24 protein-coding genes are annotated in these 24519 nt (G+C 73.2%); 17 read left to right on the forward strand and 7 right to left on the reverse strand.

The annotated features are described in order from the left end of the window. From IE274_RS39765 to IE274_RS32230, 3 genes are all read left to right on the forward strand, one after another. Window positions 1-1429: hypothetical protein (locus tag IE274_RS39765; protein ID WP_229909971.1), on the forward strand; the 1429-nt coding region annotated here is incomplete at its 5' end. Beyond that, window positions 1426-2613 carry a type VII secretion-associated serine protease mycosin gene (gene mycP, locus IE274_RS32225; RefSeq protein ID WP_190119481.1) on the forward strand — a complete coding sequence of 396 codons (1188 nt, stop codon included), beginning with the start codon at window positions 1426-1428 and terminating at the stop codon, window positions 2611-2613. The genes IE274_RS39765 and mycP, both read left to right, overlap by 4 nt. A gap of 77 nt (window positions 2614-2690) precedes the next feature. Beyond that, the gene (locus IE274_RS32230) at window positions 2691-3461 is read left to right on the forward strand and encodes an SseB family protein (RefSeq protein WP_190119482.1); all 771 of its coding nucleotides are present in this window, start codon (window positions 2691-2693) and stop codon (window positions 3459-3461) included. Between the two features lie 10 nt (window positions 3462-3471). Here IE274_RS32230 and IE274_RS32235 read toward each other — a convergent pair whose 3' ends face one another. Next, window positions 3472-3858: a DUF1844 domain-containing protein gene (locus IE274_RS32235; protein ID WP_190119483.1), complete on the reverse strand. Its 387-nt coding sequence runs from the start codon at window positions 3856-3858 to the stop codon at window positions 3472-3474. A gap of 360 nt (window positions 3859-4218) precedes the next feature. On the opposite strand from IE274_RS32235, the gene infC reads away from it, so the two are divergent. The 10 genes from infC to IE274_RS32285 all read left to right on the forward strand — a co-directional run bounded on the left by infC (window position 4219) and on the right by IE274_RS32285 (window position 15752). After that, entirely contained in the window at window positions 4219-4878 is a 660-nt protein-coding gene (gene infC, locus IE274_RS32240) for a translation initiation factor IF-3 (RefSeq protein WP_190119627.1), read from the forward strand. Between the two features lie 106 nt (window positions 4879-4984). Then, entirely contained in the window at window positions 4985-5179 is a 195-nt protein-coding gene (gene rpmI, locus IE274_RS32245) for a 50S ribosomal protein L35 (RefSeq protein WP_004944288.1), read from the forward strand. A gap of 96 nt (window positions 5180-5275) precedes the next feature. Further along, window positions 5276-5659, forward strand: a complete 384-nt coding sequence (gene rplT, locus IE274_RS32250; RefSeq protein WP_030356289.1) for a 50S ribosomal protein L20 — start codon at window positions 5276-5278, stop codon at window positions 5657-5659. Window positions 5660-6087: 428 nt separating this feature from the next. Further along, a complete protein-coding gene (locus tag IE274_RS32255) occupies window positions 6088-6945 on the forward strand; it encodes a TrmH family RNA methyltransferase (protein WP_372447044.1) in 858 nt (285 codons plus the stop codon). A 57-nt stretch (window positions 6946-7002) separates the two neighbouring features. Next, window positions 7003-8151 carry a sensor histidine kinase gene (locus tag IE274_RS32260; RefSeq protein ID WP_190119485.1) on the forward strand — a complete coding sequence of 383 codons (1149 nt, stop codon included), beginning with the start codon at window positions 7003-7005 and terminating at the stop codon, window positions 8149-8151. A gap of 159 nt (window positions 8152-8310) precedes the next feature. Continuing rightward, on the forward strand, window positions 8311-9465 hold the full coding sequence (gene pheS / locus IE274_RS32265) for a phenylalanine--tRNA ligase subunit alpha (RefSeq protein WP_190119486.1): 1155 nt from the start codon (window positions 8311-8313) through the stop codon (window positions 9463-9465). Continuing rightward, window positions 9465-12041, forward strand: a complete 2577-nt coding sequence (gene pheT / locus IE274_RS32270; protein ID WP_190119487.1) for a phenylalanine--tRNA ligase subunit beta — start codon at window positions 9465-9467, stop codon at window positions 12039-12041. Before pheS ends, pheT begins: the two co-directional genes overlap by 1 nt. Before the next feature lie 240 nt (window positions 12042-12281). Beyond that, window positions 12282-13436: a PP2C family protein-serine/threonine phosphatase gene (locus tag IE274_RS32275; RefSeq protein ID WP_233102978.1), complete on the forward strand. Its 1155-nt coding sequence runs from the start codon at window positions 12282-12284 to the stop codon at window positions 13434-13436. Between the two features lie 268 nt (window positions 13437-13704). Further along, complete coding sequence (locus tag IE274_RS32280) at window positions 13705-15054, forward strand: NsdA family TPR-like regulatory protein (RefSeq protein WP_190119488.1); 1350 nt, start codon at window positions 13705-13707, stop codon at window positions 15052-15054. A gap of 155 nt (window positions 15055-15209) precedes the next feature. Next, a complete protein-coding gene (locus IE274_RS32285) occupies window positions 15210-15752 on the forward strand; it encodes an NUDIX hydrolase (RefSeq protein ID WP_190119489.1) in 543 nt (180 codons plus the stop codon). A gap of 22 nt (window positions 15753-15774) precedes the next feature. Here IE274_RS32285 and IE274_RS32290 read toward each other — a convergent pair whose 3' ends face one another. Continuing rightward, window positions 15775-16032, reverse strand: coding sequence for a hypothetical protein (locus IE274_RS32290; RefSeq protein WP_190119490.1), 258 nt, complete (start codon window positions 16030-16032; stop codon window positions 15775-15777). A 282-nt stretch (window positions 16033-16314) separates the two neighbouring features. Then, window positions 16315-17175, reverse strand: coding sequence for a 3-hydroxybutyryl-CoA dehydrogenase (locus IE274_RS32295; RefSeq protein WP_190119491.1), 861 nt, complete (start codon window positions 17173-17175; stop codon window positions 16315-16317). 182 nt (window positions 17176-17357) lie between these two features. Between IE274_RS32295 and IE274_RS32300 the strand changes: the two genes are divergently transcribed. Continuing rightward, entirely contained in the window at window positions 17358-18620 is a 1263-nt protein-coding gene (locus tag IE274_RS32300) for a glycoside hydrolase family 10-like protein (protein ID WP_443732138.1), read from the forward strand. A gap of 76 nt (window positions 18621-18696) precedes the next feature. On the opposite strand, the gene IE274_RS32305 is transcribed toward IE274_RS32300, so the two are convergent. Together IE274_RS32305 and IE274_RS32310 are read right to left on the reverse strand one after the other, a co-directional pair. Further along, window positions 18697-18894 (reverse strand): DUF1918 domain-containing protein, encoded by a 198-nt coding sequence (locus tag IE274_RS32305; protein WP_190119492.1) that lies wholly within the window; start codon window positions 18892-18894, stop codon window positions 18697-18699. 79 nt (window positions 18895-18973) lie between these two features. Continuing rightward, a complete protein-coding gene (locus tag IE274_RS32310) occupies window positions 18974-20026 on the reverse strand; it encodes a DMT family transporter (RefSeq protein ID WP_229909958.1) in 1053 nt (350 codons plus the stop codon). Between IE274_RS32310 and IE274_RS32315 the strand changes: the two genes are divergently transcribed. From IE274_RS32315 to IE274_RS32325, 3 genes are all read left to right on the forward strand, one after another. Next, window positions 20025-21464, forward strand: coding sequence for an aminotransferase-like domain-containing protein (locus tag IE274_RS32315; RefSeq protein ID WP_190119493.1), 1440 nt, complete (start codon window positions 20025-20027; stop codon window positions 21462-21464). The two genes, IE274_RS32310 and IE274_RS32315, sit on opposite strands and share 2 nt — an antisense overlap. 147 nt (window positions 21465-21611) lie before the next feature. Further along, the gene (locus IE274_RS32320) at window positions 21612-22073 is read left to right on the forward strand and encodes a GNAT family N-acetyltransferase (RefSeq protein ID WP_190119494.1); all 462 of its coding nucleotides are present in this window, start codon (window positions 21612-21614) and stop codon (window positions 22071-22073) included. A gap of 174 nt (window positions 22074-22247) precedes the next feature. Next, complete coding sequence (locus tag IE274_RS32325) at window positions 22248-22823, forward strand: histidine phosphatase family protein (protein WP_190119495.1); 576 nt, start codon at window positions 22248-22250, stop codon at window positions 22821-22823. Between the two features lie 38 nt (window positions 22824-22861). On the opposite strand, the gene IE274_RS32330 is transcribed toward IE274_RS32325, so the two are convergent. Continuing rightward, the gene (locus IE274_RS32330) at window positions 22862-23323 is read right to left on the reverse strand and encodes a DUF6314 family protein (protein WP_190119631.1); all 462 of its coding nucleotides are present in this window, start codon (window positions 23321-23323) and stop codon (window positions 22862-22864) included. A 124-nt stretch (window positions 23324-23447) separates the two neighbouring features. After that, entirely contained in the window at window positions 23448-24437 is a 990-nt protein-coding gene (locus IE274_RS32335; protein WP_190119496.1) for an aldo/keto reductase, read from the reverse strand. Between the last annotated feature and the right edge of the window lie 82 nt (window positions 24438-24519).

The raw sequence follows: 24519 nt of genomic DNA on the forward strand, positions 1-24519 counted from the left end.
GTCTGTGGGCGCGGGGGGCCTGCGAATCACCACCCCGGCCTCGGACTCGGGGGAGCCGCGCACCGGTACCGCCCCGTCCCTGGGCGCGGGGGACCCGCGCACCACCACCCCGACCCCTGGTGCGAGGGACCCGCGGACCGCCGCCGTCCAGAGCCCGGGCGCGAGCGGCCCGCGAACCACCGCCACCCCGCCCCCGGGCGCCCCACGGACCGAAGCCACCGCCCCCACTTCCCCACCGGGCGCGCGAGACCGCCGTACCCAGACCGCCACCCCGGACCAGGACACCCGCGCCTCCCGCGCCAGGGCCACCACCCCCCAACCGGCCGTGCCCGCCCCGCCGTTGGGCCCGGCGCCCGCCGCGCGTACGGCCGCCACGGAGGCGGACCCCACCGCACCGAAAAGCCCCACCGGCGTCCCGCCACGCCCCTTCCCCGCACCTCGCAGCGGCGACAGCCCGGCGAGCGGCGCCACCCCGGAAGGCCGCAACAGCGGCACCACGGCCGCCGGTACCGGCGCCGTGCGGGCCTTCGCCGCCCGACGGACCGCCGCCGCCCGCCGTGCCGTCGGGGCCGTGGACCTGACGCCGGGTCCTGACACGGGCCGCCCCTTCGTGTTTCTGGCGCGGCCCGCGCTGTACGACGACACCACCACCCGGCTGCGCCCCGTCGGCGCGTGGGTGCGGCCCCGGGCGGCGGCGGCCGCGGCCTGTGTGGTGCTGGGGCTCGGGCTCATCGGCGGGGCGGCGACGGGGAGTTGGCTGACGGGAGAGTCCGACGCGGCGGGGAGCTCGCGGAACGCGTACGTCGAGGCGGGGGAGCTCTGGCACAGCGTGCCCGTCGACGAGCTGTTCCCGCGCTCGATCAAGGGTGAGGGCGCGGGCCCCGGTGGCGCCGACCGCACCTGGAACCGCGTCGCCGTCGCCCCCGACAGCACCTGCAAGGACGCCTTCGACCCGCTGCTGCGCAAGGCCCTCGCTCCGGCGGGCTGCCTGCGCCTGCTGCGCGCCACGTACACGGACGCGACCCGCAGCCACGTCACCACCGTCGGCCTGCTGTTCACGAAGGCGGACGCCGAGGCGATGCGGGCCCTGCGCACCCGGTTCACCGAGGAGGGCCTCGACGCCCGGCCGGACCTGATGCCCCGCCCGTACGCCGCCGAGGGCACCGTCGCCGGGGACTTCGGCGACCTCCAGCGCGCCACCTGGACCCTGTCCGTGCTGCCCGACGCCCCCGTCATCGCGTACGCCGTCTCCGGCTTCGCCGACGGCCGCGCCGTCACCGACCCGGAGCCCGCCGCCGAAGCCATGAAGGCGGGCGCCACCTCCGCCCCCGCCCAGGCGGGGCTCGGCAACGACGCGAAGGGCATCGCCGACCGCGTCGAGCGCGGCCTGCGCAAGACCGTCACCGCGGCCACGGAGAAGTCCTCATGACCATGAGCGGAATGCGCCAGCGCACGCGGCGGGCGGTGGTCGGCACGGTCGCCGCCACCTGTGCGCTGCTGCCCGCCGTCGGCACCGCCCACGCCGACGACGGCATCCGCGGCCAGCAGTGGGCCCTCGACGTGATGCGCACCGACCAGGCCTGGCGGACCACCAAGGGCGCGGGCGTCACCGTCGCCGTGCTCGACACCGGCGTGGACGCCTCCCACCCCGACCTGGCCGGCAACGTCAGGACCGGCAAGGACATGGTCGGCTTCGGCGCCCGCCGCGGCGACAAGTCCTGGGCCCGGCACGGCACCGCCATGGCGGGGATCGTCGCCGGTCACGGGCACGGCGCGGGCCGCCGCGACGGCGTGCTCGGCATCGCGCCCGAAGCGCGGATCCTGCCGGTGCGGGTGATCCTCGAGGACGGCGACCCCGCCCGCAAGAAGGCCCGCTCCACCCGCGGCAACGCCCTCGCCGAAGGCATCCGCTGGGCCGCCGACCACGGCGCCGACGTCATCAACCTCTCCCTCGGCGACGACTCCAAGTCCGCCCACCCGGAGCCGACGGAGGACGCCGCCGTCCAGTACGCGCTGAAGAAGGGCGCCGTCGTCGTCGCCTCCGCGGGCAACGGCGGCGAACGCGGCGACCACATCTCGTACCCGGCCGCGTACCCGGGCGTCATCGCCGCGACCGCCGTCGACAGCAACGGCACGCGCGCCCCCTTCTCCACCCGCCGCTGGTACGCCACCGTCAGCGCGCCCGGCGACGACGTCGTCATCGCCGACCCCAACCGCAGGTACTACGAGGGCTGGGGCACGAGCGCGGCGGCCGCCTTCGTCTCCGGTGCCGTCGCCCTCATCCGCGCCGCCCACCCCGGCCTCGGCCCCGCCGAGATCAAGCAGCTCCTGCGGGACACCGCACGGGACGCCCCGGCCGGCGGCCGCGACGACTCCCGCGGCTTCGGCCTCGTCGACCCGGTCGCGGCACTCGCTCGCGCCGACAAGATCAAGCCCCAGTCCCTGCGTGCCACGGCCCGCACCGACAAGTACTTCGGCCCCGGCCCGGACAAGGCGCCCGAGGACGACGGCCCCGCCGGGTGGGTCGGCCCCGCGGCCGGAGGCCTGGGCGTGGCCCTGCTGGCGGCGGGGATCTGGCTGTGGCGGGGGCGGGCGGGGGCCGCGCGGCGGTAGGCGGCCGCGGCGGTACGTCGTCCGTGCGCCGGTGGGCGGCCGCAGCCGCCGGACACCGGCGGGCTAGGGTCGGGACCGTGGCGAACAAGAACATTCCCGACCCCGGCTTCTCCGACGACGACGGGTCGGCCGACCCCGCGCTCCGGGCGGCGCTCGCCGCCTGGGCCGAGGACCGGAGCGCCCACGGGCCGGTCCTCGAAGCGCTCGCGGGGGCCCGTCTCCTGGTACCCGTCGTCGCCGTGCTCGGCGAGGTCGAGGAGGGCGATCAACAGGGGGGCGAAGCTCTTCATGAGGGTGGTGGGAGACGGGCGGGCGGGCTGCGGCGCGAGAAGACCAGTGACATGGCCGTGCCCACGTTGAAGGCGGGCCACCGCACCGCGCTGCCCGCCTTCACCTCCACCGAGGCGCTGGCCCTGTGGGACCCCGAGGCCCGCCCCGTCGCCGTACCGCTGCACCAGGCGCTGCAGGCCGCCGCGCACGAGAAGGCCGACACGATCGTCCTCGACCTCGCGGGCCCCGTCCCCTACGAGCTGAACCGGCCCGCGCTGATCGCCCTCGCCGAAGGGCGCCGCAGCGCCGACGCGCTCACGGACCCGGCCGTCGTCGCCGCCGTGCGCGCCGTCGTCGCCGCCGAGCCCGCCGTGCTCCGCGCCCACCTCGGCCCCGGCACGGCCGACGGCACCCTCGCCCTGGTCCTGGACCCCGCGGCCACGCAGGCCGCCGCCCAGCGCCTCGCCGAGGCCCTCGCCGCCGACGAAACACTGAGGGCCCGCCTGGTGCGCGGCCTCGACCTGGCACTGCTGCCGGCCGAGGCGACGCCACCGGGCGAGCCCCTCTACGTACGGTGATGCGTGGGCGTCAGCCGAAGACGGGCCCCGTGTACTTCTCGCCGGGGCCCTGACCGGGCTCGTCCGGCACCAGGGACGCCTCGCGGAACGCGAGCTGCAGGGACTTCAGGCCGTCCCGCAGCGGCGCCGCGTGGAAGGAGCTGATCTCCGTCGCGCTCGCGTCCATCAGACCGGCCAGGGCCTGGATCAGCTTGCGGGCCTCGTCCAGGTCCTTGTGGGCCTCGCCCTCCTCGGCGAGGCCCAGGTTCACCGCCGCCGCGCTCATCAGGTGCACCGCGACCGTCGTGATCACCTCGACCGCGGGAACGTCCGCGATGTCGCGGGTCATGGCGTCGAAGCCGGGGCTCTGGGATGCGTCGTGGGGTGCGGGGGTGGCCGCGGGGCTCGTGTCACTCATGCCCCTCACCCTAGAGCCGCGCTCCGACGGTTAGCCCCACCCCCCGGGACCTGCTAACCTTGTGTAACGACCGGCTGGACACCCGCGTGCCAACGCAAGCGTCCGGCCCACAAGTGGAGGCTCCGATCTCCCACCTGGCCGCTCCGAGGGGCGGCGGGTCACCGGTCAGGCGGACACCGTGCGAAGCGCGAGCGTCCGCCCGATGCGCCCCGCGATCATCGCGGAGGTGCTCCGGTATTCGTTTGGAGCCCCTTCTGTGATCAGTCGGGGCATTTTTTGTGTTCCGGCTCGGTTGGTCGAGAAAACAGACGTAACGCGGCTGTCCGCCAGACGGTCGCGTGGTGCTACCGAGGAGGATCCATCAGCGCCGAGCCCCGCATCAACGACCGGATTCGCGTTCCCGAAGTGCGACTTGTCGGTCCCAGCGGCGAGCAGGTCGGGATTGTCCCGCTTGCCAAGGCCCTGGAGCTTGCGCAGGAGTACGACCTGGACCTGGTCGAGGTCGCGGCGAACGCCCGTCCGCCCGTGTGCAAGCTCATGGACTACGGGAAGTTCAAGTACGAGTCGGCCATGAAGGCCCGTGAGGCGCGCAAGAACCAGGCGCACACGGTCATCAAGGAGATGAAGCTCCGGCCGAAGATCGACCCGCACGACTACGACACCAAGAAGGGTCACGTCGTCCGGTTCCTCAAGCAGGGCGACAAAGTCAAGATCACGATCATGTTCCGTGGTCGCGAGCAGTCCCGTCCGGAGCTCGGCTTCCGGCTGCTGCAGCGGCTCGCGGAGGACGTCCAGGACCTCGGGTTCATCGAGTCGAACCCGAAGCAGGACGGCCGAAACATGATCATGGTCCTCGGTCCGCACAAGAAGAAGACCGAGGCGATGGCCGAGGCCCGTGAGGCCCAGGCGGCTCGCAAGGCGGAAGCGAAGGCCAACCCCGGCAAGTCGCAGAACGCCGCCGAGGAGGAGCTTTCCGAAGCCCCCGTCGAGGCCCCGGCCGAGGCTCCCGCCGAGGCCTGATCCCCGGACGCGAGTCCAGGGATCGCCAACCGAACACATGACGCTCCCGGATGCCCGGTTTCACGACCGGGCATCGGAGTGCCACTGACGAGGAGAGAACGGCGCTATGCCGAAGAACAAGACGCACAGCGGTGCCAGCAAGCGCTTCAAGGTCACCGGCTCCGGCAAGGTGCTCCGCGAGCGCGCCGGCAAGCGCCACCTGCTCGAGCACAAGTCGTCCCGTCTGACGCGTCGCCTCACCGGCAACGCCGAGATGGCCCCGGGCGACGCCAAGAAGATCAAGAAGCTTCTCGGCAAGTGAGTCCGGGCGCGCACCGCGCGCCTGAGCTCTGACCGGGACCCAATCGATACCGGGTCGTGTGAGTCCAACCACGGCCCCGCTACAAGGAGTTAACAAGTGGCACGCGTCAAGCGGGCAGTCAACGCCCACAAGAAGCGTCGGGCGATCCTCGAAGCGGCCAGCGGCTACCGCGGCCAGCGGTCGCGCCTGTACCGCAAGGCCAAGGAGCAGGTCACCCACTCCCTGGTCTACAACTACAACGACCGCAAGAAGCGCAAGGGCGACTTCCGTCAGCTGTGGATCCAGCGCATCAACGCCGCTGCCCGCGCCAACGGCATCACCTACAACCGCTTCATCCAGGGTCTGAAGGCCGCCAACATCGAGGTGGACCGCAAGATCCTCGCCGAGCTGGCCGTGAACGACGCCAACGCGTTCGCCGCGCTGGTCGAGGTCGCGCAGAAGGCCCTGCCGTCGGACGTCAACGCCCCCAAGGCCGCCTGACGTTCGCACTGGGCTTGAGCTGTGATTGGACCCGTAGGCCGATGGCCTGCGGGTCCCGTCTTGTTCGGCCCGCTCTTCGCCGCGCGTCGCTGCGGGCGGTTCGGCACCGCCGGTCGCTGACGTTTCGGCTGAGCGCCGTTGCGGCGGGGAAGGAATACCCGCCCCTCCCGGCGGGGGGCCGCCTGCCTCGCGGCGGCGTGCGGCCCTCGTCTCGCGGCGGTGAGAAGTGCCCGTCTCGCGGCGGCGTGCAGCCCCTGCCTCTTGGCGGTGAGGAAGCCCCCGCCTCTTGGTGGTGAGGAAGCCTCCGCCCCGTGGTGGTGAGCAGTGGCCGTCTCGCGGCGGTGAGAATGCCTCCGCCCCCTGGCGGTGAAGAAGTGCCCGCCCCCGGCGGTGAGAAGCCCCGACCCCGTATCCCCGAAGGCGACTTGATGGCCAGCAGTCCGGAACTGATCTCCCCGCGTTCGGTGCGCGTCAGCGCCGCGCGGCGGCTTGCCAAGCGGAACTTTCGCGGGAAGGAGCGGCTGTTCCTGGCGGAGGGGCCGCAGGCCGTGCGGGAGGCCGCCGGGCATCGCGGGAACGGGCGGGCCACGCTCGTGGAGCTGTTCGCGACCGTCGAGGCCGCCGAGCGGTACGCGGACATCGTCGGCGCGGCCCGGGACGCCGGGGCGAGCGTGCACCTGGCCGACGAGAGCGTCATCGCGGACATCTCGACGACCGTCACCCCGCAGGGTCTTGTCGGGGTGTGCCGGTTCCTCGACGTGCCGTTGGACGAGATCCTCGCGGGGCGGCCCAAACTCGTCGCCGTGCTCGCCCACGTACGCGACCCCGGAAACGCCGGGACCGTGCTGCGCTGCGCCGACGCCGCGGGCGCCGAGGCCGTGATCCTCACCGACGCCTCCGTCGACCTCTACAACCCCAAGGCCGTGCGCGCCTCGGTCGGCTCGCACTTCCACCTGCCGGTGGCCGTGGGCGTGCCCGTCGAGGAGGCCGTCCGCGGCCTGAAGGGCTCGGGCGTGCGGGTGCTCGCCGCCGACGGGGCCGGGGCGGACGACCTGGACGCCGAGCTGGACCAGGGGACCATGGGCACCGAGACGGCGTGGATCTTCGGCAACGAGGCCTGGGGGCTGCCGGAGGAGACCCGCGCACTCGCCGACGCGGTGGTGCGCGTTCCGATCCACGGAAGCGCCGAGAGCTTGAACCTCGCGACCGCGGCAGCCGTATGCCTCTATGCGTCCGCGCGTGCACAGCGCGCCGCCGGAGGGTGCCGCTCCGTCACCCCCGGCTAGTAGTGTGTCGGGCTCACAGGCCCATTGCGCCGGTTCCGAGAGGCGGGGATACGGGGAATGACTGTCGGCACGAGCAGACCACCGGGAGTACGGGACATCCTGTGCCCTCCCGCAGGCCAGTCGGGCCAGGCGGGCCCGGGCCCCGGCGAGCTCGGCATCGACCCGGACGACCTGCCCGACGGCCTGGTCGTGGCCGACGAGTCGGGGCGCGTGATCTGTTTCAACGCCGCCGCGGCCCGCATCACCGCCGTCCGCGCCAGCGACGCCATGGGCGCCTCCATCGAGCGGGCGCTGCCCCTGGAGGACCTAGAAGGACGCCGCTGGTGGCAGCTCACCGACCCCTACGGCGGCCTCACCACCCGGTTCGCCCAGCCCGAGCGGAACCTGCTGCTTCCCGGCGGCCGCGAAGTGCTCGTGTCCGCGCGGTACGTACGGACGCGGCCGACCGGGCCGTTGCGCCGCCTCGTGGTGTCCCTGCGCGACACCGAGGCGCGCCGCCGCACCGAGCGCAGCCACGCCGAGCTGATCGCCACCGTCGCCCATGAACTGCGCTCGCCGCTGACGTCCGTCAAGGGCTTCACGGCGACGCTGCTCGCCAAGTGGGAGCGGTTCACCGACGACCAGAAGAAGCTGATGCTGGAGACGGTGGACGCCGACGCCAACCGCGTCACCCGGCTCATCGCCGAACTGCTCGACATCTCCCGCATCGACTCCGGGCGGCTCGAACTGCGCCGCCAGCCCGTCGACATCGGCGCGGCCGTCGGGCGGCACATCCAGGCCCACGTCGCCGCCGGTCAGGACGCGGACCGCTTCCTCGTACGGCTGCAGCAGCCGCTGCCCGACCTGTGGGCCGATCCGGACAAGATCGATCAGGTGCTGAGCAATCTGCTGGAAAACGCGGTGCGGCACGGCGAGGGAACGGTCACCATTGATGTGGCGCCCTCGCCCTCCCTGCGGGTGCGGGGAGCCGCCGACACCGCGGTCACCGTCAGCGACGAGGGTTCCGGCATTCCGGAGGAGTCGATGGGCCGCGTCTTCACCCGCTTCTGGCGGGGCAGCAAACGCGGCGGGACGGGACTGGGGTTGTACATCGTGAAGGGCATCGTCGAAGCGCACGGCGGCACGATCACCGTGGGCCGCGCGGCCGGCGGCGGCGCCCAGTTCCGATTTACGTTGCCCGTGGGGGCCCCGGCGTATCTCCAGTGATCATCGCCGCGGCCGCCCGCGGGCGCATGCGTTCACCGCACCCCCGTTAGACTCGGACGTTGGCACCTTTGTGTCCCCATTCTCGGGACGATCTCAGGACCAGTCGTCTCCGACTCGTCGACGGGGACCATCCGCCAGTCAACGGAAGCACGGGAAGAGATGTCGGCACCGAACAAGTCGTACGACCCTGTCGAGGTCGAGGCACTGAAACCTGAAGAGATCGAGCGCATGCGGGACGAGGCGCTCGCCGCCTTCGCGGCCGCCGCCGACCTCGACCAGCTGCAGGAGGCGAAGACCGCCCACACCGGCGGCACCTCGCCGCTGGCGCTCGCCAACCGCGAGATCGGCGCGCTGCCCCCGCAGGCCAAGGCCGACGCCGGAAAGCGCGTGGGCATGGCCCGCGGCGCCGTGAACAAGGCGCTCGCCGCCCGCCAGACCGAGCTCGAGGCCGAGCGGGACGCGCGCGTCCTGGTCGAGGAGGCCGTGGACGTCTCGCTGCCCCACGACCGCGTACCGGCCGGTGCCCGGCACCCGCTGACCACGCTGTCGGAGCGCATCGAGGACATCTTCGTGGCCATGGGCTACGCGGTCGCCGAGGGCCCCGAGGTCGAGTCCGAGTGGTTCAACTTCGACGCCCTGAACATCGGCCCGGACCACCCGGCCCGCGGTGAGCAGGACACGTTCTTCGTCGACGCTGCGTCTCTGGGGGCCCCGGACGCCGCCCCGGCCGTGGACGCGGACGACTCCGGTGTCGTGCTGCGCACCCACACCTCGCCCGTGCAGATCCGCTCGCTCATCGACCGCGAGCCGCCGGTGTACGTGATCTGCCCCGGCCGGGTCTACCGCACCGACGAGCTGGACGCCACGCACACCCCCGTCTTCCACCAGGTCGAGCTGCTCGCCGTGGACGAGGGCCTGACCATGGCCGACCTGAAGGGCACCCTGGACCACATGGTGCAGGCGCTCTTCGGCGGCGAGGGCATGAAGACGCGGCTGCGGCCGAACTTCTTCCCCTTCACCGAGCCGTCCGCCGAGATGGACATGGTCTGCTACGTGTGCCGGGGCGAGTCCGTGGGCAACCCCGACCGCCCCTGCCGCACCTGCTCCTCCGAGGGCTGGATCGAGCTCGGCGGCTGCGGCATGGTCAACCCCAAGGTGCTGGCCTCCTGCGGCGTGGACCCCGAGAAGTACAGCGGGTTCGCCTTCGGGTTCGGCATCGAGCGGATGCTGATGTTCCGCCACCACGTAGAAGACATGCGAGACATGGTCGAGGGTGACGTGCGCTTCACCCGGCCGTTCGGGATGGAGATCTGATGCGGGTCCCGCTTTCCTGGCTGCGGGAGTATGTCGATCTCCCCGCCACCGAGACCGGCCGCGATGTGCAGGCCAAGCTCGTCTCGGCCGGTCTCGAGGTCGAGACCGTCGAACAGCTCGGCGCGGGCCTCAAGGGCCCCCTCGTCGTCGGCAAGGTCCTGACCATCGAGGAGCTGGAGGGCTTCAAGAAGCCCATCCGCTTCTGCACCGTCGACGTCGGCACGGCCAACGGCACCGGTGAGCCGCAGGAGATCGTCTGCGGCGCCCGGAACTTCGCCGTCGGCGACAAGGTCGTCGTGGTCCTGCCCGGCGCCGTCCTGCCCGGCGACTTCGCGATCGCCGCGCGCAAGACGTACGGCAAGACCTCGCACGGCATGATCTGCTCCGGCGACGAGCTGGGCATGGGCGACGACGGTTCCGGGGGCATCATCGTGCTGCCGCCCGAGCACGAGGCCGGCACCGACGCCATCGAGCTGCTCGAACTCGTCGACGAGGTCCTCGACATCGCCGTCACGCCGGACCGCGGCTACTGCCTGTCGATGCGCGGCGTCGCCCGCGAGACGGCCACCGCGTACGGCCTGCCGCTGCGCGACCCGGCGCTGCTCGACGTCCCGGCGCCGAACTCCTTCGGCTACCCGGTGCGCGTCAGCGACCCGGCCGGCTGTGACCGCTTCACCGCGCGCACCGTCACCGGCCTGCGCCCCGACGCCCGCTCGCCGATCTGGCTGCGCCGCCGCCTGCAGAAGGCGGGCATGCGCCCGATCTCGCTGGCCGTCGACGTCACCAACTACGTGATGCTGGAGCTCGGCCAGCCCCTGCACGCCTACGACCGCGCGCGCGTCCAGGGCACCATCGGCGTGCGCCGGGCCGAGCAGGGCGAGAAGTTCACCACCCTCGACGGCGCCCAGCGGGTGCTCGACGCCGAGGACCTGGTGATCACCGACGACCGTGGCGCGATCGGCCTCGCGGGCGTCATGGGCGGCGCCAACACCGAGATCGCCGACACCGTCGTGGACGAGCGGTCCGGCGAGGCGCAGGGCACCACCGATGTGGTCATCGAGGCCGCGCACTTCGACGCGGTCTCCGTGGCCCGCACCGCGCGCCGCCACAAGCTGTCCTCCGAGGCGGCCAAGCGCTTCGAGCGCGGCGTCGACCCGCAGGCCGCGTCCGCCGCCGCGCAGCGCACCGTCGACCTCCTCGTGCTGCTCGCGGGCGGCACCGCCGAGGCCGGTGTCACGGAGGTCATCGCGCCCTCCGCGCCGCACACCATCAGCATGCGCGCCGACCACCCGGACCGGGTCGCCGGTGTGACCTACGGCCGCGAGACCGTCGTGCGCCGCCTCCAGGAGGTCGGCTGCGACGTGTACGGACAGGACTCCCTGACCGTCACCGTGCCGTCCTGGCGGCCCGACCTCGCCGAGATCAACGACCTCGCCGAGGAAGTCATCCGCCTGGAGGGCTACGAGAACCTGCCCTCGACGCTGCCCCGGCCCCCCGCCGGTCGCGGCCTGACCGAGCGGCAGCGGCTGCACCGCCGGGTGGGCCGCGCGCTCGCCGGGGACGGCTTCGTCGAGGCGCCGAACTACCCGTTCGTCGGCGAGCAGGTCTTCGACCAGCTCGGCCTCGACAAGGACGACCCGAACCGCCGCGTCGTCAAGCTCGTCAACCCGCTGTCCGACGAGGAGCCCGCGCTCCGCACGACGCTGCTGCCGGGCCTGCTCGCCACGCTGCGCCGCAACGACGGGCGCGGCAGCCACGACCTGGCGCTGTTCGAGACCGGCCTGGTCTTCCACCCCCGCACCGCCGACGCGGCTTCGGGCAACGGCTCCGCCGGGCGCCCGCCCGTCGACCGGCGGCCCTCGGACGAGCAGCTCGCGGCGCTCGACGAGACGCTGCCCGAGCAGCCCCGGCACGTCGCGGTCGTCCTCGCGGGCGCCCACGAGCAGGCCGGCTGGTGGGGCAAGGGCCGCCCGGCCGACTGGGCGGACGCCGTCGAGGCGGCGCGCACCGTGGCCCGTGAGGCCGGGGCCGAACTCATCGTCCAGCAGGGGCAGTACGGCCCGTGGCACCCGGGCCGCTGCGCCGAGCTGAACGTGTTCCTGGAGCACGCCGACGGCGTCGCCGAGGACGGCACCGAGGGCGAGATCGTCTGCGTCGGCCACGCCGGTGAGCTGCACCCGCGTGTCATCAAGGCGCTGGGCCTGCCCGCCCGCAGCTGCGCGATGGAGCTGAACCTGGACGTGCTCGCCCAGGCCGGTGAGGGCACCCTCCAGGCGCCGCACATCTCGGCCTTCCCGGTGGCCACGCAGGACGTCGCGCTCGTCGTCGACACCGACGTGCCCGCGGCCGTCGTCGAGGCCTTCCTGCGCGACGGCGCCGGTGAACTCCTGGAGGACATCCGCCTGTTCGACGTCTTCACCGGCGAGCAGATCGGCGCGGGCAAGAAGTCGCTGGCGTACGCGCTGCGGTTCCGCGCCGCCGACCGCACACTGACCGTCGACGAGGCCACCGCCGCGCGCGACGCGGCCGTGGCGCGCGCCGCCGAGGTGACCGGCGCGGTGCTGCGCGGGGCGTAGTTCCGCGAGGCCCCGCCGTCTCGGCGGCGGGGCCGAACGGCGCCGCGAAGGCATCGCCGGTGCGCGAAGGCGCAGTTGAGGGGCGTATCCGTGGACACGGATACGCCCCTCACTCGTTAGGGTGACAACTTCCGGTGATCTGATCCGATCCGCCCATGCGGTCGACAGAATCAGTTCGGCCGTAGGGGCCGGTCCCGCACACGGCCCGCACGCTGGACTGGGCCTTAGGGGGCCGTCGGCATGATCCGGATCAAGCCTCGCGCGCCCGGTCGCGGCGCCGGGGCCCACTGCACGGCGCGGCTTCGGGCGAGAACTCCCCAGGGAGACTGCCCCGGAGCCACCGCTTCGTTCGAGCTGCCTCGCGCCCGCCGCCTGCGCCGGGCCCTGTCGCTCGGCCTGCCCACGGTGTGGGGCGCCGTCGCCATCACATACAAACTGACCTGTCCGCTCGCCCAACAGCAGAGCCTGGGTGCCCGGATCGTCACCAGCGCCGTCTTCTTCGCCGTCGGCACCGGGCTCGTCCTGCAGGTGCGGCGCGCGCTGCTGCGCGAGCTGCGCCAGCTCAGGGCGGTCGCGGGCGCCGCGCAGAACGTCCTGCTCCGGCCGCTGCCGCCGCGCGTCGACGGGCTCGCGCTCGCCGCCGGGCGGCTGTCCGCCACGCACGGCGCGTCCGTCGGCGGGGATCTGTACGAGGTCGCGGCCACCGACCACGGCGTGCGCCTGGTGATGGGGGACGTCCGGGGCCATGGCCTGGCCGCGATCGGCACCGCCGCCGCCGTCCTCGGCAGCTTCCGCGAGGCCGCCCACGAAGAGCCCGAACTGCCGCTCGTCCTCCGGCGCCTCGAGCGTGCCCTCGACCGGCACCTGCGTGAGCGCTCCCGCGCCGAGCACCCCGCGAACGGCGCCGCCCCGCCCGAGAGCCCGCTCGCCGAGGAGTTCGTGACCGTACTCCTGGTGGAGATCAGCCGGGACGGCGACGTGCGGGCGCTCAACTGCGGCCACCCCTGGCCCTATCGGCTGCGCGGCCGGGCCGAACCGATGCCGGGCGGGGACCCGCTGCCGCCGCTCGGACCCTTCCCGCTCCCGGCCGAACTGCCCCTGGCCCACTGCGGACGGCTGCTGCCGGGCGACGCCCTGGTGCTGTACACCGACGGGATGGAGGACGCCCGCAACGCCGCGGGCCGGTTCTTCGCCCTGCAGTCCGTGCTCAGCGAGGCCGCCCGGACCCTGCCTGTCTCACCGCAGGCCGTCATCCACGCCGTGTACGGCGAACTCCTGCGCCACATCGGCCGGCTGACGTCCGACGACGCCGCGCTCCTGGTGCTGCGCAACGACCGCTCGCGGGTGCCGTCACAGGCGACGGAGACCGGGCGGCGCGCCCGCACCATGAGCTGAACACCGCCCGGTCCGCTGCGGCCTGCGCCGTCCGGGCCGTCGCGGAACTGCCGGGCAGACGACGGCCGTCGGACGGCGCCACAGAGGGGCCGCCGCACTGTATGAGGGGGAGCCGGCGGCCCGGCCGCCTCCTGGTGAGGGCTCTCAGTCAACCGACCACGCGCCCGGCGCGGCAGAGCGCGCGCTCCCCGGATGCGAGCACTCCGTTCACACCCCGTGTGAAGAGGGCTCCACTAGGCTGGTCGCACCGAGCCACCGGAGGGCCTCCATGCAGCCCAACACCCTGCTCGACGCGATCCTCGACGAAGCGGGCATCTCCCACGCGGGCCTCGCCGCCCATGTGAATCAGGCGGGAAAGGCCAGGGGCCTCTCGCTGAGATACGAACACACCGCCGTGGCCCGCTGGTTGAAGGGCCAGCGCCCCCGCGGCCAAGTGCCCGACCTGATCTGCGAAGTCCTCGCGGGACGCCTCCAACGCACGGTCGCACTCGACGACATCGGCCTCGGCGTGCCCGGGATCCCGGCCGCGCGGCAGGGCTCGATGGCGTCCACGCTCTCCGGGTTCGTCGAGCGCGCCACCGCGCTGTGGCGCTCCGACGAACAGCAGCGCCCGCATCTGCTCGGCGCCCCCGCCGTCACCGGCACGCCCGCCGTGATGCCCGTCTGGGAGTGGGAGAACCCGCCCGAGGACGTGGACGTCTCCCGCGGCGGCCGCCACCCGGTCAGCATGGCGGAGGTGGAGATGATGCGCGCGGCCCGCACCCACTACGAGCAGATGTACCGCAAGACCGGCGGCGTCGCGATGCGCACCCGCATAGTCGGATTCCTCAACGCCGAGGCGGCGCCGCTGATCAGAGGCAGCTACACCGACGCGATGGGCCGTCAACTGCACCGCGCGACCGGCGGCCTGGTCGCGATCGCGGGCATCTGCGCGTACGACTCGGACGCGCACGGCCTGGCCCAGCGCTACTTCCACCAGGCGCTGCGGCTCGCCAAGGCCAGCGGGGACCGGGGACTCGGCGCGTACGTCATCGCGCTGCTCGTCAACCAGTCGCTGTTCATGCGGGAGTACCGCCAGGCGGTCGCCTTCGCGGAGGCCGCGCTGCGCGCCGCGGGCCGCGACATCACCCCGGCGCTCGCGTCCGATCTGTACGCGATGCAGGCCAAGGCGTACGCGCACCTGGGCGACGGCAGCAGCGCGCTGTCCTGCATCCGGCGTGCCGAGGCCGCGGCCGACCGGATCCGGCGGGGGCGCGAGCCGGACGAGACGGGCTATGTCCAACCCGGCCTGGTGAACGTACAGGTGGCGGAGGCGCTGCTCAGCCTCGGCGATCTCACCGGAGCGCACGAGCACGCGGCGGCGGCCGTGGACACCCCGGCGCACGACCGCGGCCGGGTGCACCGGCTCGCCATGCTGAGCCAGATCGAACTGCGCCAGGGCAACACCGACGAGGCGGTGGCCACGGCGGTGGAAATGGCTGAACAGGCGCGCGGGATGGAGTCCCAGCGGCTGCGCGACCGGCTGCGGGCGGTGCGCGAGCACCTGGTGCGCAGCGACTGCGCGGGCACCGCCGAGGCCGCCGAACTCATCGACGGCGCACTGCGCGTCCCGCTGTAGGAGCGCGTCGCGGCGTCGCGCGACCCTTGTGCTTCCGCGGGGAGCGGGGGCGAACCCACGCGTGACACGTGCTACTTCGCTCTGCCGTGCGCGGAGTGCTCTGGACACCCTCCTGCTGCGATATTGCCATCTATTCGGCGGAAGGTGGCAGAACCGTGCAGTGGACGAAACAGAGCGAACAAACTGTGTATGGAAACCGATGGTTCACCGTCAATCTCGCAGATGTCGAGCTACCTGACGGGCGGCACCTCGACCACTTCCTGATACGCCTGCGGCCCGTCGCGATCGCCACGGTCGTCAACGAGGCCAACGAGGTGCTGCTCCTGTGGCGGCACCGCTTCATCACCGACAGCTGGGGCTGGGAGCTGGCCGCCGGCGTCGTCGAGGACGGCGAGGACATCGCCTACGCGGCGGCTCGCGAGATGGAGGAGGAGACCGGCTGGCGGCCGGGACCCTTGCGGCACCTGATGAGCGTGGAGCCGTCCAACGGCCTCACCGACGCCCGGCACCACATCTACTGGTCGGACGAGGGGACCTACATCGGCCACCCCGAGGACGACTTCGAGTCGGACCGCCGTGAGTGGGTCCCGCTGAAGCTCGTCCCCGACATGGTGGCGCGGGGCGAGGTCCCGGCCGCCAACATGGCGGCGGCACTCCTTCTGTTGCACCATCTGCGTCTTGGCCAGGACGCGCGTTAACCGGCCTGTCTCCCGTCTCGGGCTAGCGCCCGAGTGCCTGCCATGCCGCCACCGCCAACGCCCCGATGGAGGTGAGGGCGGCGAGGGCCGGCAGTGGCCACCGGTTGTGCTCGAGGGCCGTGATCCGGACGGACAGGTCGTCCTGGTCCTTGGTGTGCTGGGTGTCGCTCTGGGTGAGTAACGCGAGCCGTCCGTCGACGCGGGCGAGGCCCACGTCCAGGCTGCGACGTAACTCTGCGAGTTCTTCCGGGACCACGGGACGCTCGGGGTCGGTGGTCACGAGTCGGCTCCTTTCGGTAGTCGTCACATCCCCCCTGTGCGCACGGAAAGTCAACTCGCCTGGTGGTCGGGGCGGGAGCGTGTGCGAAGGGCATATGCGAGCCCCCCGCGCACACGGTGTGTGAACGGCGCGGGCCCGGCACTCGCGGAGTGCCGGGCCCGTGAACTGGCCGAAAATTGACTTGAGTTCAGGTACGGAGAGTAATCGCCCCGGGGTTGCCAGGGGTGAAGCGGAAGGTGATCAGCCGCACCTGGACGCGAGTCGGGCGGGTGCTGGCCGGAATCAGGCGTACGTGTAGAAGCCCGAGCCCGACTTGCGGCCGAGGCGGCCCGCGTCGACCATGCGCTGGAGCAGCGGGGGAGCGGCGTACAGCGGCTCCTTGTACTCCTCGTACATGCTGTCCGCCACCGACGCCACGGTGTCCAGGCCGATCAGGTCGGACAGCTTCAGCGGCCCCATCGGGTGGGCGCAGCCCATCTCCATGCCGTTGTCGATGTCCTCGCGGGACGCGATGCCCGACTCGAACATCCGGATGGCCGAAAGGAGATACGGGATGAGCAGCGCGTTCACCACGAAGCCCGAGCGGTCCTGGGCGCGGATCGCGTGCTTGCCGAGCACCTTCTCCACCAGGGTCTGCGCCCGGCTGATCGTGCCCTCCGACGTGGTCAGCGCCGGGATCAGCTCGACGAGCTGCTGCACGGGGGCCGGGTTGAAGAAGTGGATGCCGATGACCTGGTCCGGGCGGGAGGTCGCCACGGCCAGCTTCACCAGCGGGATGGAGGAGGTGTTGGAGGCGAGGATCGCGTCCTGACGCGTCACCACCTGGTCGAGCACCTGGAAGATCTCGGTCTTCACCTGCTCGTTCTCCACGACCGCCTCGATGACGAGGTCACGGTCGGCGAACTCGCCCAGGTCGGTGGTGAAGCTGAGGCGGGCGATCGCCTCGTCCCGCTCCGTCTCGGAGATCTTGCCGCGCTCGGCCGCCTTGGACAGGGAGTTGTGCAGCCGGGTACGGCCGATCTCCAGGGCCTCGCCGGTGGTCTCCGCGACCTTCACGTCCAGGCCGGAGCGGGCGCAGACCTCCGCGATACCCGCGCCCATCTGGCCACAGCCCACCACTCCGACGCGCGCAATGTCGGCCATAGAGTCGGTCACCTCGTGCCTTTCGCTGATCAACGGACCGGCAGGATCCCCCGTACGAGCCGGTGCCTGCCTCGCCGGTGAACGTTACTCCGCAACCTGCGGTGGGATTCGGGCCGGGTCGGGCATGCTGTCCCCGAACGACCAGCGATTGTCGGTGGAATCCGGACTCGAGGGGCGGCTTCATGAGGCATTTGTCACGTCAGGGTGCGCGTACGGGATCACGTCGGATGTCGCGCCGGGCGTTCACGATGGCGGCGGCCTCGGTGGCCGCGGGGCTCGCGATGGCGGAAGGTGCGGCGGCGCTGCCGTCGGCGGGGCGCCGGGGCCGGGAGCTGCGCGGCATGTGGGTGGCCACGGTGGTCAACATCGACTGGCCCTCGAAGCCGGGCCTGTCCGCCGAGGACCAGCGCGCCGAACTGATCGCCTATCTCGACGAGGCGGTCCGCAGACGGCTGAACGCGGTGGTCCTCCAGGTGCGGCCGACGGCCGACGCGTTCTGGCCCTCGCGGTACGAGCCGTGGTCGGAGTGGCTGACGGGCACCCAGGGCAAGGACCCGGGCTGGGACCCGCTGGGCACCGCCGTCCGGGAGGCGCACCGCCGGGGTCTGGAGCTGCACGCCTGGTTCAACCCGTTCCGGATCGCCATGCACACCGACCCCGGCCGCCTCGTCCCGACCCACCCCGCCCGGCTGCACCCCGAGTGGGTCGTGCCGTACGGCGGGAAGCTCTACTACAACCCGGGCCTGCCCGAGGTGCGCCGGTTCATGCAGGACGCGATGCTCGACGCGGTCCGGCGCTACCGCCTGGACGCGGTGCACTGGGACGACTACTTCTACCCCTATCCCGTCGCGGGCCAGACCTTCGACGACGACGAGGCGTTCGCGCGGTACGGCGCCGGCTTCCCGGACCGGGCCTCGTGGCGGCGCGACAACATCGACCGGCTGGTGCGGGAGATGGGCCGCCGGGTGCACCGGATCCGCCCCGGCACCCGGTTCGGCATCAGCCCCTTCGGGGTGTGGCGCAACATCGCGACCGACCCGACGGGCTCGGACACGCGCGCGGGCGTGCAGACGTACGACGACCTGTACGCGGACACCCGCGGCTGGGTGCGGAAGGGCTGGATCGACTACATCTGCCCGCAGCTCTACTGGCACATCGGCCTGGCCGCCGCCGACTACGCCAAGCTCGTGCCCTGGTGGGACGAGGTGGCGCGGGGCACCGGCGTGCGGCTGTACGTGGGGGAGGCGCTGTACAAGGCGGGCGATCCGGCGCAGCCCGCCCCCTGGCAGGACCCGGCCGAGCTGTCCCGGCACCTGACTCTCGCCGCCGGGTACCGGCAGGTGCGCGGGCACATCTTCTACTCGGCGAAGCACGTCGTGGCCGACCGGATCGGCGCGATGCAGCGCGTCGTGGACGACCACTACACGTACCGGGCCGACGGCTGAGCGACGCCGGTCCCGTGCCTCGGCCCGTCCCGGGCCGGGGTGGTGGACCCGGGCCTTCCCGGCCCGGGTCCGGGGTTCAGTCCTCGTCTGCGGCGAAGCGGCGCACGACGGTGTCGGGCCCCGGCGACATGAGGGTCTCGTGTCCGTCGTCGAACCGCACGCGGTAGGGCGGCGCGCCGTTCTCGCCGAGGATCTCGATGACCTCCGCCGTCCGGTCGTGCTGCCCGACGATCCTGCCGTGGATCAGCAGCCGGTCGCCCACGGATGCATGCATGGGGAGTGCCCTCCTCGTCGGGATCACAACGGTGGCGGTGCGTGGCCGTCAGTGTACGACCGGTGGTGGCCGCCTGGCCCTACCCGCGTGCCCGTTGGGTCACGGCGATGCAGACCAGTACCGCCACGGCCGTCAGCGGCGCGGCGGGCGTCAGGGTCTCGCCGAGCAGGAACAGCGACCAGCCGAGGGTGAGCAGCGGCTGGGCGAGCTGGAGTTGGCTGGCCTTCGGGATGCCGATGGCGGCCATGCCCCGGTACCAGACGAGCAGGCCGAGGAACTGGGAGCCGATCGCGAGGTAGAGCACGCCCGCCGTGCTGTGCCAGGTGAGCTGGAACGGCTCGTGGCGCAGCGCGATCACCGCCCACACGATGTTGAGCGGCAGGCACAGGACGAGCGCCCAGCCGATGACCTGCCAGCCCGGCATGTGGCGGGCGAGGCGGCCGCCCTCGGTGTACCCGGCGGCGCACACGACGAGCGCCCCGAACAGATACAGGTCGGCGGTCGACAGGGCGCCCCCGCTCTGCTGCACCGTGAACCCGGCCACCGCCACGGCCCCCGCGATCGCCGCCGCCCAGAACGTACGGGACGGCCGTATCCCGGTGCGCAGCGCGGAGAACACGGCGGTCGTGAGCGGGAGCAGTCCCACGACGACCGCCGCGTGCGCGGTACTCGACGTCTGCAACGCCAGTGACGTCAGCAGCGGGAACCCGACCACGACACCGCCACCGACGACCGCGAGTCCGCCCCAGTGGGCGCGGGGCGGCAACGGCACCCGCAGCGCGAGGAGACAGCCGCCCGCGATGACGGCACTGAGCGCACAGCGCAGCGCGACGAGACTCCAGGGGCCGATGCCTTCGAGGCCCCAGGCGGTGGCGGGGAAGGTGAGGGAGAAGGCGATGACGCCCAGGGCGGCTTGTGCCGTGCCCGCGCGGCGGCGGTCGGGGGTGGCGGGTGCCGGGGGCGCGCCGACGGGCTGCGCGGCCGCGTCGGGCTTCGCGGCGCCGGGGGTCTTCGCGGCGCCGCCAGCCCCTGCGCTCCCGGCGGGCGTGCGGGTCGCGACCGTCTCGTCGGGGGCGGGCTGGGTGTCGACCGCTATCCGTCGCGGGGCAGTAGCGCTATCCTGTGCTCTCATGCATGAGCGTAGCAGTGTGGGTGAGTTGGCACAGAAGCTGCGGGGGGAGCTGAACCGCTACTCTCCGGGTGAGAAGCTGCCGTCCAGTCGGGTGTTGGTGGAGCGGTTCCGGGTGAGTCCGGTGACTGTGTCGCGGGCGCTCGCGCAGCTCGCCGCGGAGGGGCTCGTCGTCACGCGGCCCGGTGCCGGGGCGTTCCGGGCGGAACCGACGGGGGCGAGTGAGGCCGTCGTCGGTGACACCTCCTGGCAGGAGGTGACGCTCAGTGCGGACGCCATGACGGACGTCGTACCGCGGTCCGTCGACGCCACCGGCGTCCTCGCCACCCTCGCCGCGCCACCGCCGGGCGTCATGGAGTTCAACAGCGGCTATCTGCACCCGGCGCTCCAGCCCGAGCGCGCCATGGCCGCCGCGCTCGCCCGCGCGGGCCGCCGCCCCGGCGCCTGGGACCGGCCCCCGGTCGAGGGCCTGCCCGAACTGCGCGAGTGGTTCGCGCGCGGCATCGGCGGCGCGATCACCGCCGCCGAGGTCCTGATCACCTCGGGCGGCCAGAGCGCCCTGACGACGGCGCTGCGCGCCCTCGCCCCGCCCGGTGCGCCCGTCCTGCTGGAATCGCCCACCTATCCGGGCCTGTTGGCGATCGCGCGGGCCGCCGGACTGCGCCCGGTGCCGGTGCCCGTGGACACCGACGGCGTGCGCCCGGAGCTGCTCGCCGCCGCGTTCCGGGCCACCGGGGCGCGCGTGTTCGTCTGCCAGCCGCTGTTCCAGAACCCCACCGGCGCCGTGCTGTCCGCCGCGCGCCGCCCGGAGGTGCTGCGGATCGCCCGCGAGGCGGGCGCGTTCGTCGTCGAGGACGACTTCGTACGCCGACTCGTGCACGAGGACGCGGGCCCGCTGCCCCGGCCCCTCGCGTCCGACGACCGGGACGGCGTGGTCGTGCACGTCTGCTCGCTCACCAAGGCGACCTCGCCGAGCTTCCGGGTGAGCGCGCTCGCCGCGCGCGGGCCCGTCCTGGAACGGCTGCGCGCCATCCAGGTCGTCGACCACTTCTTCGTGCCGCGTCCGCTCCAGGAGGCCGCGCTCGAACTCGTCGGGTCCCCGGCCTGGCCGCGTCATCTGCGGACCGTGGCGGTCGAGTTGCGCAACCGCAGGGACGCGATGGCGGCGGCGCTGCGCCTGCGCCTGCCCGAACTGGCGCTGCCGCACATCCCGGTCGGCGGCTACCACCTGTGGCTGCGGCTGCCCGACGGCACCGACGAACTGGCCCTCGCGGCGGCGGGGTTGCGCGCCGGGGTCGCGGTCGCGCCCGGTCGGCCCTACTTCGCGGCGGAGCCGCCGGCGGCCCACTTCCGGCTGAGCTTCGCGGCGCTCGCGGGCGCGGGGGAGATCGCGGAAGGGGTACGCAGACTGCGACAGGCGTGCGACGAGGTGCTGGTGTGACAGGGGACGCGCGGCCGGGGCGCCGCGAGCGGGCGGCGGACGAAGGGTGGGTGAGGGGCGAACGAGGGCCGGGTGAGGGGCGGGCGAGCGGCGAAAGCGCGGGGAAAGACGCTCGACGCCAGCCGTCGTCCCTGCCAGTCTCACGTCATGACCGACGAGTATGTTGCCCCTGACGGAAGCGAGTACGCCCTCCCCGACGGGTACGAGCTGTCCACCGACCCCGCCCGCCTCGACCTCGTCCGCATCCACGAGTGGCTCTCCACGGACGCCTACTGGTCCATGGGCAGGCCCCGCGAGAAGCAGGACGCGGCCGTCGCCGGTTCGCTCAACTTCGGCGTGTACGAGGAGGCCTCGGGCAGACAGGTCGCGTACGCGCGCGTGGTGACCGACCACGCGACCTTCGCCTACCTCTGCGACGTGTACGTCGACCGCGCGGTGCGCGGCAAGGGGATCGGCGTCGCGCTCGCCGCCGGGGTCCGCGACCACCTCGCCCCGTACGGGATGCGCAGGATCCTGCTCGCGACCGGGGACGCGCACGGCGTGTACGAGAAGGTGGGGTTCGCGGGGATCGACAACCCGCGGCAGTGGATGGTGCTCGGGGAGCAGTGAGGGCGCGGCGGGCGGTGGCGGCGTGTGCCGCCGCGCCGCGGCGGAGAGCCCCGCGGGGCCGCGGTCGGGCGTGCTGCCCGGCCGTGGCGGAATGTCGCGGGCCGGGACGGAGTCCTGTCGCGGTCCCGCCCGCACCCCCTTGACCGCGGGCACCACGCGCCCCACGATCACCGCATGCACGTTGGCGTGACGCTCATAGCGGCCGCGCGCGGCGCCGCCCTGCTGGCCGAGCGGTTCGACGACGACCGGCCCCTCGACGAGGCGGGCTGGCACGAGGTGCGCCGCGCCGCCCCCGCGCTGCTCCCGCTCGGCGTGGCCGAACTGCGCTACTGCTCGCCGACCCCGCGCAGCCGCGCCACCGGGGACGCCCTCGGCCTCGCGCCGCTCGCCCAACCCGCCCTGAGCGACTGCGACATGGGCCGCTGGCGCGGATACACCCTGGCCGAGGTGGCCGCGGGCGAGCCGGGTGGCGTCGACGCCTGGCTGCGCGATCCGCGGTCGGCGCCGCACGGCGGTGAGTCGCTGTTCGCGTTCATCATGCGGGTCGGCGGCTGGCTCGACACCCGGCCCGTCGGGGACGGCGCCCGGGTCGTCGCGGTGGCCGAGCCCGCGGTGGTGCGGGCGGCGCTCGTGTACGCCCTGCAGGCGCCCCCGTCGACGTACTGGAACATCGACGTCGGCCCGCTGTCGACGGTGACCCTCGCCGGGGACGGCCGTCACTGGAGCCTGCGGATCGGGGCGGTGGCGTAGGCCTCGCCCGGCACGCGGGCGGTGCCTCGGGCCCGGGGTCAGAGCAGGCGCGTGTAGTCCGTCGTCAGGAGCAGGTCCTTGGCGGGGCCCGCGACCCGCCACCGGGTGCGCCAGCGGGCCGCGTCGTACACCTCGAACGCGCCCCGGTACAGGTCCGCCGCGCACGGGTGGTCCGCGGTGTGCCGCCCGGTGCGCAGGTCCAGGTCGTGGAAGAAGCGGCCGTCGGCGAAGTCGACGCGGACCGTGCCCGCGCCGGTGCCCGGCAGGAAGCGGAGCGTGCGCTCGGCGGGGCGGGCGACGCCGTGCCAGGTGAACGTGCCGGACTCGTGGTGCAGCAGGCCGGTGCCGTCCTGCCCCGCCCCGTCGAGCGGCGTGAACAGGGTGGTGCCCGTGAACCGCCCCGCCGCCCCGTCGCCCGCCGTATCCGCCGCCTTCGCGTAGTCCCGCACCGTGCGCTCGACGTGCCAGCCCCCGGCCAGGTAGCCGAGGGTGTCCGGCACGGCGTGCACGAGGGCCGTCACGGCGGCGGAGAACTCGGCGGAGCGCTCATCGGAGAGGGGCATGCCCGCAGGCTACCCGGAAGGCTCTTTGTCGACTTGCCTCCCGCTGTCGCGGCTCGGGGTGTTACTTGTCGACGACCTTCAGGCTGTTCTCGTCGTAGCGCGTCCCGGCGATCCCGTCCGCCGGGGCCGCCGCCTCGATCGCGGCCAGCTCGGCGGCGGACAGTTCGAGCGTCGCCGCGGCCACGTTCTCCTCCAGGTACTTCTGGCGGCGCGTGCCCGGGATCGGCACCACGTCGTCGCCCTGGTGCTGCACCCAGGCGAGCGCGAGCTGCCCGGCCGTGACGCCGCGCCGGGCCGCGAGGTCGTTGAGGGTGTCGACGATGGCGAGGTTGCGCTCCAGGTTGCCGTCGGCGAACCGGGGCTGGGTCCGCCGGATGTCGTCCGCCGCCAGGCCGTCGACGGAGGTGACCCGGCCGGTCAGGAAGCCGCGGCCGAGCGGCGAGAACGGCACGATGCCGATGCCGAGCTCCCGGCAGACCGGCGCGATTTCCTCCTGCAGGTCCCGCGTCCACAGCGACCACTCGCTCTGCAGCGCCGCGACGGGGTGCACGGCGTGGGCGCGCCGGATGGTGCGCGCGCTGGCCTCGGACAGGCCGAGGTGGCGCACCTTCCCGGCGGCGACGAGTTCGGCCATGGCGCCGACGGTCTCCTCGATCGGCACGTCCGGGTCGACGCGGTGCACGTAGTAGAGGTCGATGTGGTCGACGCCGAGGCGGCGCAGCGAGGCGTCGCAGGCCTGGCGTACGTACGCGGCGTCGCCCCGGATCTCGATGGGCTCGCCGAGGCGGTTGGCGAAGCCGAACTTCGTGGCGAGCACGGCCTGTTCGCGTCGGTGGCCCGCGAGGGCACGGCCGATCAGCTCCTCGTTGTGCCCGCCGCCGTAGTAGTCGGAGGTGTCGAGCAGGGTGACGCCGAGGTCGAGCGCGCGGTGGATGGTGGCAGTCGACGTGGCGTCGTCCGAGGCCCCGTAGGCATGGCTCATCCCCATGCAGCCGAGCCCCTGCGCGGAGACGGTGAGGGCGCCGAGCCTGCGGGTGGGCATGCCGGTCATGTCGTACCTCCTGGTGAAGCGGTGTTCTTGGGCGTGACCTTAGGAGTTGAAGCGCACTCCACCGCAAACGGCTTTCCGCGCG

This window comes from Streptomyces flavofungini (assembly GCF_014650815.1).
Taxonomy (GTDB): Bacteria; Actinomycetota; Actinomycetes; order Streptomycetales; family Streptomycetaceae; genus Streptomyces; species Streptomyces flavofungini.

Excerpts from the sequence above, each read along its gene's own strand:
- IE274_RS32280 (WP_190119488.1), top strand. The coding sequence starts at position 13,705 with ATGCAGCCCAACACCCTGCTCGACGCGATCCTCGACGAAGCGGGCATC.
- IE274_RS32310 (WP_229909958.1), bottom strand. The coding sequence starts at position 20,026 with ATGAGAGCACAGGATAGCGCTACTGCCCCGCGACGGATAGCGGTCGAC.
- IE274_RS32320 (WP_190119494.1), top strand. The coding sequence starts at position 21,612 with ATGACCGACGAGTATGTTGCCCCTGACGGAAGCGAGTACGCCCTCCCC.
- IE274_RS32305 (WP_190119492.1), bottom strand. The coding sequence starts at position 18,894 with ATGCATGCATCCGTGGGCGACCGGCTGCTGATCCACGGCAGGATCGTC.
- pheT (WP_190119487.1), top strand. The coding sequence starts at position 9,465 with ATGCGGGTCCCGCTTTCCTGGCTGCGGGAGTATGTCGATCTCCCCGCC.
- mycP (WP_190119481.1), top strand. The coding sequence starts at position 1,426 with ATGACCATGAGCGGAATGCGCCAGCGCACGCGGCGGGCGGTGGTCGGC.
- IE274_RS32300 (WP_443732138.1), top strand. The coding sequence starts at position 17,358 with ATGAGGCATTTGTCACGTCAGGGTGCGCGTACGGGATCACGTCGGATG.
- IE274_RS32315 (WP_190119493.1), top strand. The coding sequence starts at position 20,025 with ATGCATGAGCGTAGCAGTGTGGGTGAGTTGGCACAGAAGCTGCGGGGG.
- IE274_RS32295 (WP_190119491.1), bottom strand. The coding sequence starts at position 17,175 with ATGGCCGACATTGCGCGCGTCGGAGTGGTGGGCTGTGGCCAGATGGGC.
- IE274_RS32255 (WP_372447044.1), top strand. The coding sequence starts at position 6,088 with ATGGCCAGCAGTCCGGAACTGATCTCCCCGCGTTCGGTGCGCGTCAGC.
- IE274_RS32235 (WP_190119483.1), bottom strand. The coding sequence starts at position 3,858 with ATGAGTGACACGAGCCCCGCGGCCACCCCCGCACCCCACGACGCATCC.
- rpmI (WP_004944288.1), top strand. The coding sequence starts at position 4,985 with ATGCCGAAGAACAAGACGCACAGCGGTGCCAGCAAGCGCTTCAAGGTC.
- IE274_RS32325 (WP_190119495.1), top strand. The coding sequence starts at position 22,248 with ATGCACGTTGGCGTGACGCTCATAGCGGCCGCGCGCGGCGCCGCCCTG.
- IE274_RS32275 (WP_233102978.1), top strand. The coding sequence starts at position 12,282 with ATGATCCGGATCAAGCCTCGCGCGCCCGGTCGCGGCGCCGGGGCCCAC.
- IE274_RS32335 (WP_190119496.1), bottom strand. The coding sequence starts at position 24,437 with ATGACCGGCATGCCCACCCGCAGGCTCGGCGCCCTCACCGTCTCCGCG.
- pheS (WP_190119486.1), top strand. The coding sequence starts at position 8,311 with ATGTCGGCACCGAACAAGTCGTACGACCCTGTCGAGGTCGAGGCACTG.
- IE274_RS32260 (WP_190119485.1), top strand. The coding sequence starts at position 7,003 with ATGACTGTCGGCACGAGCAGACCACCGGGAGTACGGGACATCCTGTGC.